Origin of the sequence: Streptococcus equinus, assembly GCF_900104225.1 — a bacterium.
In the GTDB taxonomy this organism is placed as follows: Bacteria; Bacillota; Bacilli; order Lactobacillales; family Streptococcaceae; genus Streptococcus; species Streptococcus equinus_D.
This window is the reverse complement of sequence record NZ_FNJK01000001.1, coordinates 316,828-333,378: the sequence shown is the minus strand read 5'-3', so window position 1 is coordinate 333,378 and position 16,551 is coordinate 316,828. Positions and strand designations below refer to the sequence as shown.

General features: G+C 32.0%; 13 protein-coding genes. All 13 read right to left on the bottom strand.

What is annotated here, in order from left to right; all coding sequences use genetic code 11:
* Positions 1-40: 40 nt before the first annotated feature.
* Positions 41-967: a glycosyltransferase family 2 protein gene (locus tag BLP98_RS01570; RefSeq protein ID WP_074481590.1), complete on the bottom strand. Its 927-nt coding sequence runs from the start codon at positions 965-967 to the stop codon at positions 41-43.
* A gap of 120 nt (positions 968-1,087) precedes the next feature.
* Positions 1,088-2,350 (bottom strand): glycosyltransferase family 4 protein, encoded by a 1,263-nt coding sequence (locus tag BLP98_RS01565; RefSeq protein ID WP_074481589.1) that lies wholly within the window; start codon positions 2,348-2,350, stop codon positions 1,088-1,090.
* Between the two features lie 2 nt (positions 2,351-2,352).
* Positions 2,353-4,389 (bottom strand): rhamnan synthesis F family protein, encoded by a 2,037-nt coding sequence (locus BLP98_RS01560; RefSeq protein ID WP_081341149.1) that lies wholly within the window; start codon positions 4,387-4,389, stop codon positions 2,353-2,355.
* 121 nt (positions 4,390-4,510) lie between these two features.
* Positions 4,511-6,964, bottom strand: coding sequence for an LTA synthase family protein (locus tag BLP98_RS01555; protein ID WP_074481587.1), 2,454 nt, complete (start codon positions 6,962-6,964; stop codon positions 4,511-4,513).
* Positions 6,965-6,982: 18 nt separating this feature from the next.
* Positions 6,983-7,960, bottom strand: a complete 978-nt coding sequence (locus BLP98_RS01550; RefSeq protein WP_074481586.1) for a glycosyltransferase family 2 protein — start codon at positions 7,958-7,960, stop codon at positions 6,983-6,985.
* A gap of 14 nt (positions 7,961-7,974) precedes the next feature.
* A complete protein-coding gene (locus BLP98_RS01545; protein ID WP_074481585.1) occupies positions 7,975-8,937 on the bottom strand; it encodes a glycosyltransferase in 963 nt (320 codons plus the stop codon).
* 12 nt (positions 8,938-8,949) lie between these two features.
* A complete protein-coding gene (locus tag BLP98_RS01540) occupies positions 8,950-10,263 on the bottom strand; it encodes a DUF2142 domain-containing protein (protein ID WP_074481584.1) in 1,314 nt (437 codons plus the stop codon).
* Complete coding sequence (locus tag BLP98_RS01535) at positions 10,260-11,528, bottom strand: MATE family efflux transporter (protein ID WP_074481583.1); 1,269 nt, start codon at positions 11,526-11,528, stop codon at positions 10,260-10,262. Before BLP98_RS01535 ends, BLP98_RS01540 begins: the two co-directional genes overlap by 4 nt.
* Entirely contained in the window at positions 11,521-11,856 is a 336-nt protein-coding gene (locus BLP98_RS01530) for a DUF2304 domain-containing protein (protein ID WP_004232324.1), read from the bottom strand. Before BLP98_RS01530 ends, BLP98_RS01535 begins: the two co-directional genes overlap by 8 nt.
* Before the next feature lies 1 nt (position 11,857).
* A complete protein-coding gene (locus tag BLP98_RS01525) occupies positions 11,858-12,553 on the bottom strand; it encodes a glycosyltransferase family 2 protein (RefSeq protein ID WP_074481582.1) in 696 nt (231 codons plus the stop codon).
* Positions 12,554-12,564: 11 nt separating this feature from the next.
* Positions 12,565-13,359 carry a glycosyltransferase family A protein gene (locus BLP98_RS01520; protein ID WP_074481581.1) on the bottom strand — a complete coding sequence of 265 codons (795 nt, stop codon included), beginning with the start codon at positions 13,357-13,359 and terminating at the stop codon, positions 12,565-12,567.
* Positions 13,356-15,053 (bottom strand): rhamnan synthesis F family protein, encoded by a 1,698-nt coding sequence (locus tag BLP98_RS01515; protein WP_074481580.1) that lies wholly within the window; start codon positions 15,051-15,053, stop codon positions 13,356-13,358. The genes BLP98_RS01520 and BLP98_RS01515 overlap by 4 nt, the downstream gene beginning before the upstream one ends.
* Positions 15,050-16,066, bottom strand: coding sequence for a glycosyltransferase family 2 protein (locus BLP98_RS01510; protein ID WP_074481579.1), 1,017 nt, complete (start codon positions 16,064-16,066; stop codon positions 15,050-15,052). The genes BLP98_RS01515 and BLP98_RS01510 overlap by 4 nt, the downstream gene beginning before the upstream one ends.
* Positions 16,067-16,551 lie beyond the last annotated feature (485 nt).

Below are 16,551 nucleotides of genomic sequence, written 5' to 3'. Positions count from 1 at the left end.
ATTCGGAAAAACAGCTAAAAACTTTGATAAAAATTTAAAATTATCCTTTTTCTTTAACGATATAAACAGGACGTTTTTTAGTTTCAAGGAATATCTTAGAAATGTATTTTCCGATAATCCCTAAAGCAAGCAACTGGATACCGCCAATAAACAAAATGATACAAACCAAACTTGCCCAACCTGAAACACTACCACCAATTGTGAGTTTACGAATAATGATAAATAGAATTCCAAGAATAGATATGATAAATGATGCTGCACCAGCCCAAAGAGATAAATCAAGCGGCGCTTCAGAAAAATTAATGAAACCTTCCATAGAATATTTTAACAAACTCCAAAAACTCCAAGAGGTTTCACCTGCAACACGTTCACGATTTTCGTAAGCGATGTATGTAACATCAAACCCAACCCAAGAAAAAATCCCTTTAGAAAAGCGGTTAACTTCGCCAAGTTCTAAGATGCTGTCTACAACTTGTCTTGTCATTAAACGAAAATCACGCGCACCATCAACCATTTCTGTATCAGAGACAGCATTAATAATTTTGTAAAACATTTTTGAAAAGAATGATCGGATAACGGGCTCACCTTTTCGATCGGCACGACGTGTCCCAACAACATCGTATCCCTCTTTGATTTTTTCATACATATCAATCAAAAGTTCAGGTGGGTCCTGCAAATCAGCATCCATAACAGTAATAAAATCACCATCTGCTGCTTCAAGACCAGCTAATAAACCAGCCTCTTTACCAAAATTACGTGAAAACGATAGATAATGGACGTTTTCAAAACGATTTGCAACATCTCGAAGGACTTTTAGTGTCTCGTCTTTTGAACCATCATTGACAAAAATATAATCAAAAATCAGTTGGTCCTTCATTTTTGTTTCAATTTTTTGAGTTTCCTCTAAAAATGGATAAATTGTTTCTTGTTCATTGTAGCAAGGAACAACAATAGATAGTTTTTTCATTGATTTCCTCTCAATCTGAGTTAACACGTCTATAAGTATAACACAGTCTAAAATAATTTTCATGAAAAACTATGAAAATAAAAAGAGAAGGTCTCCCTTCTCTAAAATAAAGATTAAGCGTCACTGCTTTTTCAATTTTTGTCTTACTCGATAAAGGGTATGGCTAATTTTACGAGCTCCTCTTTCAAGTTTGGTTGGTTCAGTATTCACGGTAATCAAGTCAGAAATGTGACGTAATGGTGTCTCAAGTGTTGATGAATCTTGATTTTTAATTTTTTCAATAATCTCTTTATAAGTTGTTTCAACACTATAAAGTTGTTTGGCTTTTGCTTTATCTTGACTAGCTTGTCCATAAATAGTTTCCTGATTATCCAACATTGATTTAATCATATCAGTCAATTCATCAATATCTCCAAGATGATACATAGAACCAATTTCAAAAATATCATAAGCAGTTTTGTGTCCCAAATTATCCGATAAAATCGTCGGAAGGCCTTTTAAAATTGCTTCAACATAGACTAAACCAAATGTTTCTTGGGCAGATGTGAAAACACAAATATCTTTATCTGTCAAATATTCCCATGGATTCGATTTGAAACCTAAAAACGAAATGTTTTTAAGTTGATGCTTATTAATATAGTTTTGGCACTCTTTTTTATAATCATCATCCCATGGACCAATAAAAACAAGTTCTAAATCAGAATGTTCTTTTGTTTGCAGACGTTCAAAACTCCTAATGAGTTCAAGTTGATTCTTACGTTCATTAATTCGACCAACTGAAACTATCCTAACCTTATCTCCCTTAGCCAATTCCATGTCTGGAATTTGAGTATAAGGAACAAAACATCCAATCTTTCTATTTTGGAACAATTGTTGAAGACTATTATTTAAATTTCCTGATACACTAAAAATCTCTGTAGAATACTCTGAAATAAAATCACATTTATCAAGATAATAAGAAAATTCTTTTTCAGGGAATTCATGAATCAACCAGTAATGTGGAATACCTGCAAGTTTTGCTGCCACCGCTCCTTGAAAGACATTAACAGTATTTGAAACAACTAAATCAATGGAGTATTCTTCAATGATTTCACCAATTTCTTTAATATTTCGACGATAAGATTCTACACGATGTGCTTTAGAACCTGGTTTTCCACCAGGTGCATCCTCCCACCACCACTTGGCAGCAGGAAGGTATATCATCTTAATTCCAACTTCATCATAATGTTTTCGATGTTCGTCTTGCTGCGGTTCTGGAATTTCCTGACAGACACTATAAATATTATATCCTTGAGATACCAAGTATTTCATTAGATAAAAAATAGATATTTCTGCACCATTATCAAATGTTGTTGTTGGTGTAACAAATAAAATATTTTTCATGTTTAACCTTTTATTTCTAAAAAATTCATTTTAATCGCTTTAGTAGTAGCGCGTGCCATAATTGTTCGATAAGCATTTTCAGCTATTTGACTACGATAAGCTTTATTAATAATTAAAGCCTCTAATTTTTCTTCCCATTCAGTATCTGAAGCCAAAATACCGTCAATACCATCTTCGATCATATCCTCAAATGAACCTATCCTACTAGCAACGGTTGGCACCTTAACAGCTGCTGCTTCTAACCACTTAATTTCTGATTTTGCTTCATTAAAGGTTGAGTGAACCAGAGGAGCTAAGTTGATATCAATAGCAGAAATCAATCGCGGTAGCTCTTTCCAATCAACATAGGGATGGGTTACAATTTGCTCACCAAAACAAGCAATGTCTTCAGGAATATCCAAATGACCAGCTAAATGTAATTCTAAATACGGGTATTTCTTCAATAACGAAATAATAGCTGGCTTAATCATTTCAAAATTTTCATTATGGGTTATTGAACCAGAAAAATATGCCATCTTAACTTTATTGTCATCAGATTCTTTGTGTGGTGTCTGTGAACTAATAGCAACCAATTCTTCTGATAAGACGTTACGATTTATAATCACAGTCTTTTTATAGTTTTTCAACTCTTTTGCCAACTGATTTGTCGAAGTAATGACTGCATCACATTTTTCAAGCATTCTGCCATAACCTCGAACACTCTCATCATAATTATTTTTATCTACTGCTGACAACCCCTGCGTATAAGCAAGTTGATCAGTGTATTTTGTATCAAAAACTAAATCATCAATGTCGTAGAAAACCGGAACACCTGTTTTATTTGCTAACTGACAAACTTGGTTTAAAATAGGAAGATCTGGTGCACGATAAATAATAATATGACTAGCAACTTTACAATCTAACAACTGTAGTTTTGACATGTCAACAACCTTCACATTATATCCTAATTGCTCAAGTTGCTCTGCTTTGTTTAATACACGATATCGAGTACATTGCGGAATAATATTCTCAACACCATCAATGATTAAAACATACTTTTGTTGTGCCTTTTTCTTAAAATCATCAATAATAGTCATGATGATTTCAACTGGATAATTTGTTTTTTCTTCAATGTATGAGAGAAGTTCAGGAATTTCGCTATGACGTTCCAATCCTTGCCAAATAAATTGATCATCATCGTAATTTGAGAATGCTGAATATTTTATTAAAGGAGATCCCTGTTTTAGAACTCGTAATGGATGTATGTACATCGCACTATCAGTTGTATCCCTAATCAAAGCATCATAACGAAAACCTAAATTAGCAAAATATTTTGTAAAATATGTTTCGTGTCTTCCAATCGCTTTTTGACGTGAATCTGTATCACTAAGTTTTTCCCAATAACGATAGAATGACTTTTGATGTAATAGACTACGTTCAATCACAACAAAATACGTTTGAATATGCTCCGGAATATAACCAAAAGGATTTACTCCTGTAAAGTCTGGTTGAACTTCTCCCAACGAAACACCCCAAAAATCCAATGACTTTGAATTAACTGTTGAAAAAACTTCTTCTAAATCTCGAAAAGGACCAATGTTAGTATCATTAACTAACAATAATTGATCATATTCCTTCAATTTTTCAGAGCCTAAATTTAGAATTCCTGCTCTAAAAGCCGCTACATCGTAACCCTTATTTTCTCTTAAAGTAACTTTCCCGATTTTTTCTAAGCGTTCAATGTCTGACTGTGATAACTCACCATTAACAACAATGTAAATATCATCAACAATTTTAGCTAAGGCCTCTAAGAAAATAACTTTATACTCTTGAAGTGTTTCTTTTCCTTCAAAAATATTATAAATCAAAACACGTTTTACACGTGGAAGATAGTCATTATCTCGAAAATAATCTCGAAAAGCACGAAGAATAATACATCTTATTTTAAAGAAAGCCTTCTTCCCAAAAAGAGCAACTTTTTTTAAAAGTTGTTTCATTTTATACAGTAGTGCTTTTAATTTTACAAAAAAATGTTTGTTACCAATAATCCTCATTTTCATTTCCAATCTTTTTTCTATTATATATTCTACACTAAAGCTTGCTTTTTTTCACTAGTAAATCTATTTTGAAGAATAATATTACAATATAAAAAGAGAGCTTTATTGCTCTCTCGATATTTTACTATTGAAAATCAAAGAAATCAGAATGCTTCAAAATATACCCTTTTCCTTCAGACAAATCATACTGAATTAATTTGAGATCTTTAGCAATTTCTTTACCATCACCATCAAGTTTATCTTTATCAACACTAGCTTTATTTAAAACTTCCGTTAACAATGCATAATAAGGCGATACACGCGAATTTGTATGGGCTAATAATTCAGCTGGAAAATCACTAGAATTAACTAATGGATAATCATCTTTAACAGTACCATGATTTGACCAAATAAAATAATCAGTCAAATACTGCAATTCAGGATTATCCTTAAAGATTGATTTTGGATAAATACCTGGTAAATGATCTCCATAGAATACAACCGTAATTTTCTTATCAATTCCTTCTAATTGCTGTAAAAACTCCGCAGTGCTGCTATCAGTATAACTCAAAAGTCTCGCATAATTCGTTAAGCTTTCATTTTGGTCACTTGTCAAACCTTCTCCACTTGCAGTAATATCAGTCAAATCAGTTGGAAACCATGGTCCATGGTTTTGCATGGTCATCACAGAAAAGAATTGGTTTTGATTAGTATCAATCTTAGAGAGAATATTATCATAGGTTGACGTATCACTTGGGTAAGCTCCCAAAATATTAACCTCTTCTGCAATATCATCTGACCCTGATGTAGCAACAAATTTATCAAATTTTAATTTCGTATACACTGAATTACGTGCATAGTGAGTAGCATCAGATAAATGAATGGCAATCCTATTTTCTGGCTCAAAGGCATTACTAATTGATGGAATATAATTCATCTTCGGAATTACCTCAGTATACAGAACTGAAATCATATCATTGTAGTTATACATTGGTAAACCTGTCAAGGTCTGGAATTCCATATTAGCTGTTCCACCACCATAACCATCGGATTTCATTAAGCCCGATGTTGTTCCAGCTTGAATCTGTTGAATTTGCGGTATTACTGGAGCCGATAAAGTTACCCCAGGAACACGAGCAGGATCTGCTAAACTTTCACTTAGAATGAAGATCACTGTTTGATCAGAAATATTTTCTGTCCTTGTGGCATTTATCTCACCAGCAAGATTTGTATATTTCTTATAAACTTTGTCAATTTCCTTTTGACTATAATTAGCTGGTTTTTCAATATCAGTAATTGTTAACTGTTTTAGCCATACAAAGCTCAAAGATTGAAATCTAGTATTAGCATTAATTCCTTGCCAATTGACATTATAAAGGTTATAAACAGAAGATAAAACTGGAATATGTTCAGAAATTCTTCCATCCTCTTGATTCTTAAATATCGATAATGTTCCTGAAAAAGCAACAACAATTGTAACGGCAACTGCTAATCGTTGTTTCCAATTTTTAAATATTTGCCCGGGCAAACACTTTTTCCTAACATAATACAAAATAACAATTGTCCAAAGGATCCCTACTATGCTTAATAAAAGAGCATTTTCACTAACATATTCTTTAAAAAATCCGATATCATTTAACCAAGTAAAATCTGCAATCAAAAATGGCTCATTACGTAAAGCAAATTTTTCAGCATTAATATAGCTGATTACAACTCCTAAAACAATGTTAAAAACTGTAGCTGGTAAATAGCGATTAATAGTAATATAAATCACCATGAAACAAGCAAAGATAATTAAAATTTGTAATATCGTTGCTCCTGAGGCGATATAATACCCATAAGATTCACCTTTTTCAGTCACTCCCGCTTGAATTGTAAAATTAAAAATAAAAGCCAACAACAAACTTGTCGCAACCGATAAAGAAGGGGTTGGCTTATTCTTAATAAGGTGACTTATTCCTTTAGCTGATGCATAAGTAACTAAACTGAAAAAGATATACATTCCAAGAGAATAATTAAACAATTGCCATGCATAAGCCGTCTTTTTAATATCCTCAACAGCAAAAAGTGAATTTGAAAGGAAACTATTTATTAATTGATTGCTTGTAACAATAAACATTGTTGCAATTTGACTCATTACTAAAATGTCATAGCATTTCTTTTTCAGAGAAAAAGCATTGATAAACTCATTAGAAAAATAACTTGAGAAATGATTAAAGACAAGAGCTAATATCAGCAAACATGCTAAAGGAATTAAAAAGTTAGTATCCCAAAAATGCTGAAATTTTGTCCAATCAAATTTTTCATTATTAAGATTTAAAGTGACTTTTACAAAATAAGCACCTATTAAAAAAAGTAAATAAATAAGTGGAAGATATAATAGCCACCATTTATTTCCCATTCTTTTTCGAATTTGGAGGGCATATAAGACAATAAAAACACCTAACAAAATCCAAATAAGCGGTGTAATAGTTCGATGATTTTCTAAGCCAATTACTATAATAAGATGTAAGTAGGTAATGAGAAAGGTTACAAAATAGGAAAGTAAAACACCTTTATTCTTCTTACAAAAATTACCTATTGATTTTAAAAATATCATTATACCTTTTGAAAATCCTTAACCTTTAAACTTTTTGTACAGACCAAGTAACTTATTAAACAAGGCAGCTGCCTTTTCTACTCCTATCCCTTTTGCCACCAAGCCAGTATATTTAAAACTTTTGTTTTCAATCTGCCTTGAATATTGTAACAAATATTCATAATTTTTTAAATAGTTTTTAATATCAAAGTTGTTTTTATATAAATGAACAAACGGCAAAATTGAAATATATGAAATTGCAAAATAGACTTTTAATGCTTCCTGTTTTTCAAATGGAAGTTTTTTGATATTATCAAGGCCAATTGAAATACTCTTTAAAATATCGAGAACATTTTTTTCTTTAACAACATTGGTGATACTTCCTGCTCGATTTTGACGATACATGTATTGTGCATTGTCAAAAACTGCATAACTTGTCATTAGCTTCAAAAGATTTGCACACCAAAGACAATCTTCTGAAAGGAAACCAACTTGAAAATCTAGAGAACCGTCTACAAACAAAGTTCTCTTTACACATTTATTCCATGCAGGTGCGGTTATCAATTCACGTTTAACTAAGTCTGTACAATCTTTCTTTATATTTCCCGATAATCCTTTATTACTGATTGTCTTCTTAACAATTTTATCGGTATAATGGTATGAGTAAGAATAGATAATAACATCAACAGAATTTTCATTAAGTCTATTGTTGATGTCGTTTAAAAAAGACTGACTTGACCAAAAATCATCTCCATCTAGAAAGATTATATAATCACCATTTGCTGCTTCAATTCCGCTATTACGTGCAGCAGATAATCCACCATTTTTTTGATGAATAACTTTAACTTTTTCGGATTTTTGGGCAAGGCTATCAATAATTTGAGGTGTTTCATCAGTTGCTCCATCATCAACAACAATAACTTCATAGTTATCATAATCTTGATTTAGAACACTTTCCACACACTCTTCGATATATTGTGCCACATTATATGCCGGTACAATAATTGAAAATTTCATTTTATCTCCTCTAATCATTTTTTACTTTTACAATAAACTGACGCAAACAGTGGTAACAAATAACATTTATCTAAAAGACTAAAAACTAACACTGCACAACGATTTGAAAATTTTTCGCCCTTCAAGCGACGTGATAACGGTGATATTTTTCTAGAAATATTTTTCTCACGTAAAAATGCTTTAATTTTCCTATTATAAGATAGAAATTGCTGTTTACTAGATGAACGTCCTGAAAATAAAAGATACCAAATATAATATCTAAAAATAAAATATGACAAATAATCATCTGGCTCTGGATTATTTTCTAAAATTTTCTCTAGTAAAATGCGTATATCTAAACGATCATCTAAGCCACGTTGAGAGGTATTAGATACACTATCATCATTAAACATCCATTTATAGCCAGAATAGGAAATAATATCAATATTTTTAGTTTTAGCTAAAAACTGTAGGTTAAATGCAACATCTTCTCCTATTCCATAATCAAAGAATTCAATTCTATTATCCAATAAAACTTGTCTTCGATAAAGCTTCGCCCAAGGGGCCATCACTATGTATTTTGCCCACTCAGTTTGACTTAAGCTTTCTTTAAACAAAACTTTTCCTGAATAAGTCATACGAGTATAGCCTGAAAAAACAGCATCAGCATTTGATTGAGAAATTGCTGTATACAGTTTTTCCAAATAATCTGTTTCTACTAAGTCATCATTATCAACAAAGGCGACAAAGTCGCCTTTTGCTTTTTGAATTCCTAGATTTCGTGTTTTTGAGACACCTTCGTTTTCTTTATTAACAAAAACAATATTGCTATACTGCTTCGCATAACGCTCACAAATTTCAGCAGACATATCTTTTGAACCATCATTTAAGAGAATGATTTCATAGAAATCACTCTCTAATGTTTGATGTAAAAGTGAATCAAGACAGTCTGATAAATGTTCTTGAGCATTGTAAACCGGAACAATAACACTAATCATCCAATTGTACTCCTATACCCAATAATATGCCCATAAGACAGCAAATGACACTGCAACATTGATTAGAATAATAATTGTTGATAGTTTAATAATTGATTTTTGACTAAATTCAAATCTTAGTTTTGACTGGCAAAGACTAAACAACGGTGCTAAATAAATCAAGAAAGGTGTGAAATAACGACCTTGTTCACCGTGAGCAATTCTATTCGCACCAACATTATCAGGATTAGATCTCAATGTCCAAGCAAAGTACATTCCAACAACAATAATAAGCACTTGCACTGGGAAAATTAAAGCTGATGAAATACCTTCTGTTTTAGTGACGGGAAGATATTCACTTAAATATATTAAAATCAATACAACAATATCAATAAAGACTAGCCATAACGGTAATTGAGTCGTTAACCAGCCAAATTCTCCGAAAATACCAATAGTTAACAAACCATTTAAATTAACGTTTTCTTGTTGTAAGAAAAAAGTATTAAACATTACCCAAATAAAGTGTTGAGTTCCACCCCAGCCTTTTAAGAAGAAATAAAACGCAACAATTCCTAAGCAAACCGCTCCTGTAACAAAATACCATCTATATTTCTTGAAGAAATTATAAGCTGGATTTAACACTTTTAAAAATCCTTCAAACTCAAAATCTATCATTACTAAGAACGGTAATAAAAGCAGGTTATTTGTTTTCGTTGAATAAAGGAATAAAGTTAATAAGATAAGCTGAAGAAACTTTTTATTAGTAAATGTTCTTTCTTTGATAAGATTAACAAAGAAAACAAAGAAACATGCAATCGAGACGTAATTTAAAACATCATAAGATAGAGAAGCTGCTTGCTGTAACATCATTGGTAATAACGAAATAAACATCAAAGCTAATTTACCGTATTTTGCTGCTTTGATAACAAAATACATTCCAATGATATAAACAAGAGCATTAACAATTCGTCCTACTAAAAGTATGACACCTAATGAAGGATAAATAGCTTTACCAATCAACATACCAATAAACTGTGGTAAATGCATCAATTTTTTTATTGAAAATTTTAATTTAAAATGATCTTTTGAAAAATCAACTTTCTTTTCAAATAATTTTCGGTAAACTTTTTTATTTAAAGCTTCAGGTTCAGATGAACTATTTAAAACTGCATCAGCTTGGTGAAAAACTAAGCTATTGAATTCATCTTCGTTTTTCACGTTATATCCAATCTCCCATGCTAGCCGTGAATGTTCTCCTTCATCTGGAACTTGCGTCACAGGAACCAAAAACATAAACAGTGCAACACAGGGAACTGCTAAGAATAAAAATAATTTTTCTATTTTCATTTTTTCTCCTTATATGAATCTTTAGCGCTAAAATAGATAATTAGAGATACTAGTAACCACGTTAACATTGATAATGTAAATGAAATTGATGCACCATAAATGCCATAATGTTCAACCAAAGGATTGGCTGAAAAATAGGATACACAAAATCCACTGGCAAATGAAATCACCAAAAGTTTTTGCTTACGCAAAACTGTCAAAATATTATCACAAACTGTCGCAAAAGTACTAGCAATACCCCCTACCATTAAAATAATAAATGCCACTAAATACCTATTTAAATTAGTCGAATAAACAATATTTAAAATTGGTACTCCAATAACAGACACAACTGCTAAAATCAAAAATGAAATAAAAACAAGCAGTTGCAGCAATTTCCTACGATATTGAACAAACGATTCAAATTCTTTTTTTTCAAGAAAAATAGCCATTTGAGTCATCATTGGCCTAAAGAAAATCATTGTCAAATTCATGGCAAAAACCGGCATAAAGAGAATATTAAAGTCCGTTTGAACACCAACTTCAAGTAAGCCTTGCTCAAATAAGTTGTCTAATGCATATTTTGGCTGATTGTAAATGGAAACCAACATAAAAGCATTAATAAATAGTGGACTACTTTCTACTAAAAGACCTCTGATTTGTTTAAATGAAAAATGAAATGCTTTAATTTTGCTAAAATATCGACTCAACAAGAAATCAAAACCGAAAACAAAAACAAAGGACAGTACATTCATGATAATCAATGATAATAACAACTCATGTGTAATAATCAATGTAATTGTAAAACCTACAAAGATAAATCCATTTCTAAAAAAAAGAGATTTTCCCGCAATATCAAGGCGTTCGTGCTGTTGAAACATTCCCTGAAAAACATCAGATAAGGCATCACTACAGCGATAAAAACAAATCAGTAAAACACATAAAGATTTGTAAGCGTCATAGCCATGCATAAGAACATAACCAAGGGCTACAAGCATCATAATAAAGATAGTTAACACACGTGCATAGAAATAATTATTAAAAGAATACTTCTCTTTAATATCTGTTGCTTGAAAGTCACGAACTTGAAAAGTAGCTACTGTAATCAATAGATTTCCAACAGCATAAGCAATACTAAAAACATCGGCGTTATAGCTATCCAATAAACGAGCTACAGATAACAGCAAAAGCGTTGACATAGCTGCTGAAGCTAAACTGCCCAAAATATTCCAAGCAAAGACTTCTTTTTGAGAAGCTTTCTGCCCAATTTTCAATAATTTAATCATCCTTCTTCTCACTTAATGCAATTTGTTGTGCCAAGCTTTTAATCTTTGAGCTTTGAATAGAAACAATGCGAGTTAGTGAGAAAAGAATCCACAAACTTAAGCAAAATCCAACAAAGAAAACCAGATTCATTGGGGAATAAATACCTAATAAATTAGCCAATACAACCAATAAATTTGGGAACCAAACAGCAATCAATAAAATAACGCTTAGAATATACCATGATAACGAATAACGAATAGATAGTTTATCCTTCTTAATCAAATGGAATGAGTATGCTACAAAAAGTACAATAACAATTGAGATAAAAAGGCTCGCTGTTTGTGTCATCTTATTTCCCCCTTAATTTTACAAATATAATAGCCAATGTCACTTTAATCATATAATAAACGGATTTTGTTGCAGAAATTGACGAAACACCACCTTGTCTCTCGTTCATAACAACCGGAATTTCCTTAACAGAATAACCTTTATTAAGTAAAGAAACAATTGTTTCTGGTTCTGGATAGTCATCTGGATAATCACCCGCAAACAGTTCAATAATATTGCGATCTATCATTCGCAATCCTGAAGTTGCGTCTGTGATTTTCTTACCTGTAAGCAAGTGAATCAAGCCCATAAAATAGCGAATCCCCAAACGACGCATAAACGATGATTGAAAGCCTTCTTTTTCTAGAAAACGTGAACCAATTACCATGTTAACATCACTTTCTATCAACTCATCAGCCATTTTGGATAAGAAAGCAGGATTATGTTGACCATCACCGTCTACTTGAACAGCTAAATCATAACCATGTTTTTTAGCATATAAATAACCCGTTTGCACTGCACCACCAATTCCAAGATTAATTGGAAGTGACACGACATTGAAATTATTTTTTTGACAAATTTCAAGTGTGTTATCTGTTGAACAGTCATTAATAATGACATAGTCAAAATCTGGTGCATCTTTTTTAATTGCAGCAACCGTACCTTCAATATTGCTGCTCTCATTATATGCAGGGATAATAATTAATTTTTTTAACACGCGGCTGCCTCCTATTGATTTGAATTCTGACTTTTTTGATAAAACTTAATCAGTAAGTTAGCGATAGCTTTTGGCCAAAGCAGCTGATACATTTGTAAATCTTCGTTTGTTCGTGTATTATTTGAAATCGTTGCCGTTGTTTCAGATTCCTCATGAATACGGTGAAACATCAAAGATTCCTTAATGTAAGAAAAACGCCCTTTGTATTTTTCAGAAATTGTGTACCATGCATACCAATCCAAACTTGTCTTCATCTCCTCATCAAATTGGAAGTCCGACAAACGTTTCATATTATATGAAACACTTGGACAACAAATAGGATTTCCAAATGATAGGACACGATTACGCCACCATTTTGAACTAGGTAGCACTGATAGAACATTAAGCATCAAACGTTTGATTTTTAAGTTCTGATTACTTGCAATATCCTTAGCTCCTTCTGCCATCATTTTTAATTCATGATAGTCTGTATAAACAATCGTTGAGTTCGGGTACTTTTCGAATGATTCCAATACCTTCTGTGTGAAAGTTTCATCATACAAATCGTCCTGGTGAACAATTGTCACATATTCTGTTTTACAATGTGAAAGTGCCTGATTCCAATCAGCTCCTATTGATTTTCGTTCACCAACATATAATGGAAGATGGTATTTTTCAGCCAATGATTTAATTAAATTATTTGGTGTTGATGTGTAAATGTAAACATCAGATGATACTGTTTGCTTTTCTACAGAAAGAATACATTCTTCCAAATATGAACTCTCACCATATGCGCAAATTGCAATGGTATGTTTTTTTTCACTCATTTATTCTGTTTTTCCTTAACTAATTTGATTAAATTTAGACGTTTTAAAAAATAAGTCAAAGTCAATAGCGTAGCCTTTTTAAAGAAACGCAAGACTAATTTAGCACTGATCGGATAATTAATACTACTTGGTACCTCAAGTTCTGATGCAAAGAGCATATCATTTACTTTTTTTGCATCAATCAAAGCAGGTAAACTTGCTTTATTTGGTAGCAAAACAAAATCATAGTGCTCTTTCCAATTAAAAATTGGAAGAATTTTTTCAAAATCTGAAAGCGTTAGATTGCCTTTGTTATTCCATATTTTTTGCAATCCATCTACCCTAATCCAATAAGCTGACCAAGCTTTTTCTATCATAGGATTTTTTATTTCTGCTTCGGAAATTTTCAATCTTTCAAAAACTTCTTTATCAATAGCCAATTGACAATCTTTATACCTTTCATATGAAAGCATGTCTGGGATGGCTAAACCGATTTTTTTATCATCAAGAAATATTTTCTTAATAGTATCCTCTGATGAAAACATTATCTCAAGTAGTTCCCTTAAACTATAGGAGTCAACCAATTGATTTAAAAAGAAATCCGAAACATGAATATAGGCTAAGCAATTACCATCGAACACCTTAGAAGAATCACTAATAAATTTTTGCCAATCACTAACACTTTCAACATGTGCGTAAGCATAACTAGTAATATCTTCTCGCTGGAACTGTTCTTTTACCTCTTCTAAGGTTTTATCTGATTCAGCACTAACTAAAGTTATAATATTTTTACGGCTCTTCAAAAAACTAGTCAAAATTTCTACACCATTTCGTGTTGAAAAATGCAGGTGCAAAATTGTCTTTGAAGGTTGCTTTAGCGTGTTATCAGATTGATTCAAATTTTTATAAGGTAATAAGAAAGATGTAGTCGGCGGCAATATACTAGAAAGATGATTAATGATTAAATCACCTGGATACTCACTTTTCTCCTCGATTGCATTTAAGACAAACGGTGCCAAGTGTGCCACATGACTAAAAGACTTAATTTTTACAAATGGAATACCTGCCTGCAATATCAAATCTGGTCGAAAAATTGAAACATTTCCAAGTTCCGGTTTACTTGACAAGTCAAGCATAGAACTACAACTGTAACCCGCTTTAACTAATTGTTCAGTCAATTCTGATTCATAAGAATCGATAACTTGTTGAACATTCTTATAGCTTTTAACATTTGACCAAAAATCAATAAATGCTTCACTCTCTACAACTTGCTTTTTAAAAGAGAGAAAATATGATTGCAGATGCTCTGCTACATAACTTCCTCCTTTTATTTTACAAGCAGCATGGTTGGTTAGTCCCCAAAAATCAACACTAGCATCTGATTCAAATTTTTCAAAAATCTCTTGCATATCCCACAAAGGACCAAAACAAGTATCATTCATCAAGGTTAAAGAATCAAATGACTTGACATAATCAAAAGAAGATAGAATTGCTTCCTTCCATGCTGCAAAATCATAGCCTTCATTTTGACGTTGAATCACATCATCAATTAGTTGATTTTCTTGCAATTTTTCAATAGCAGTCTTACTCAAATAACTATTAGAAATAAAACATATTGATGAAAATAAAGGCCTCAACTGTTCAAGTTGATAAAGAACATGAGGGCTCAGTTCATTAAATTTATTATAATGAACATAAAGTAGCATTCGATTCATCGATTTCTCCTGAATAAATTGATTATCTTCGTCGGAATTACCCAGCGTTTTGAATGGATAACCTTGTTATACTCGTTCAGCCAATGATTTTTTTCAGCAATTTGGCTTTCTAATTTTTCTTCAGTTGATTTTAATTTTGCCCTTTCTTCAAGTAATTCATCTAATATTACTTGAGCATTATTTAATTGTGTTGTTAATTCTTGCTGACGACGTGCAATAATTTTTTCACGCTCAGTATTTTCAGAGAATAAGTATCGTGTTAATACCTTAAAATCAATTCTTGAATAGTACTTTTCAAGATACTCTTCCTGTGTCTCCTGTAATTTTTCAAAACGCTCTGATAGCTTTTCAACTGATGCAGGATGTGAGTCCGAACCTTCGTGAAGGCGATAAACAGTAGTCGCTTCTGGTAAAAATGTTAACTCTGTTCTTGTAAACAACTCCAGTTGGAGACTAAAAGTATCATCAACTGCGTCAGGAGAAATAGCATCATTTACTTCCAACATCAAGTTGCGATCTACTAACCAAGTCGATGACATCGTCATTCCTCGAAATGCAAGCATCTCCTCGAAGCTTGACATTTTTCGAATAATACCATTCTCAATAGCTTTTTTCTGACGTAATTCACCACTCTCAGAGATAATGTTAAAATCAGAGCAAGACCATTTTGATGCTGTTGATCGTTCTAAGATATCAACCTGCTTTTGAAGTTTGTAAACATCAATCCAGTAATCATCACCATCACATCGAGCAATGTAATCACCTTGAGCTAACTGACAAATATCAAGCCATGTTTTTGTGATACCTAAATTTTCTTGATGAAAAACAGCCTTAATCTTATCAGGGTATTGATTCGCATAGCGTTCAATAATCTGAGGAGAATGATCGCTGGAAGCATCATCAACCAAAATGATTTCGTAATCAAAATCGCATTTCTGATTTAAGAACCCCTTAATAGCTTCTTCTATCCATGCCTCCTTATTATAATTTGTACAAATAATAGATACTTTCATTCCTTACCTCATTACTGAACCATTATTTTAAAAATCCCATTGGCCATTACGTTGAATCAAACCAGTTGCCGAATCAACTTCAGATTCATTATTATAATCAAGGTCATCACGTGTTAATAAAATAATTGGTGATTTTTCAGCTGGGACAAATCCAATCATTTGTCCATCTTTATCTCGGATTGTCACTTCCAATTTCAATTTCAAATCATTAACATTTGGAATATGACACGTATATTTAACCGTTTTCTTACCTGAACCTTTTGTCATACGCTCTTTTGAATTATCATTATAAATCCAAATATTGCGATCAATATCTGTAAATGATAACGCCACATAAGTGTCCATATCTTGAAGCATATTGTAGTTAACTTCAAAAGAAATTTCATCTTTTGGTGTTAAGCGTTTTTCAGACAATAAATTAATTGAAATATCAGAGATTTTATCATCTTCGTCTACTTCACGTTCCTCTTGAACATTGTCATCAT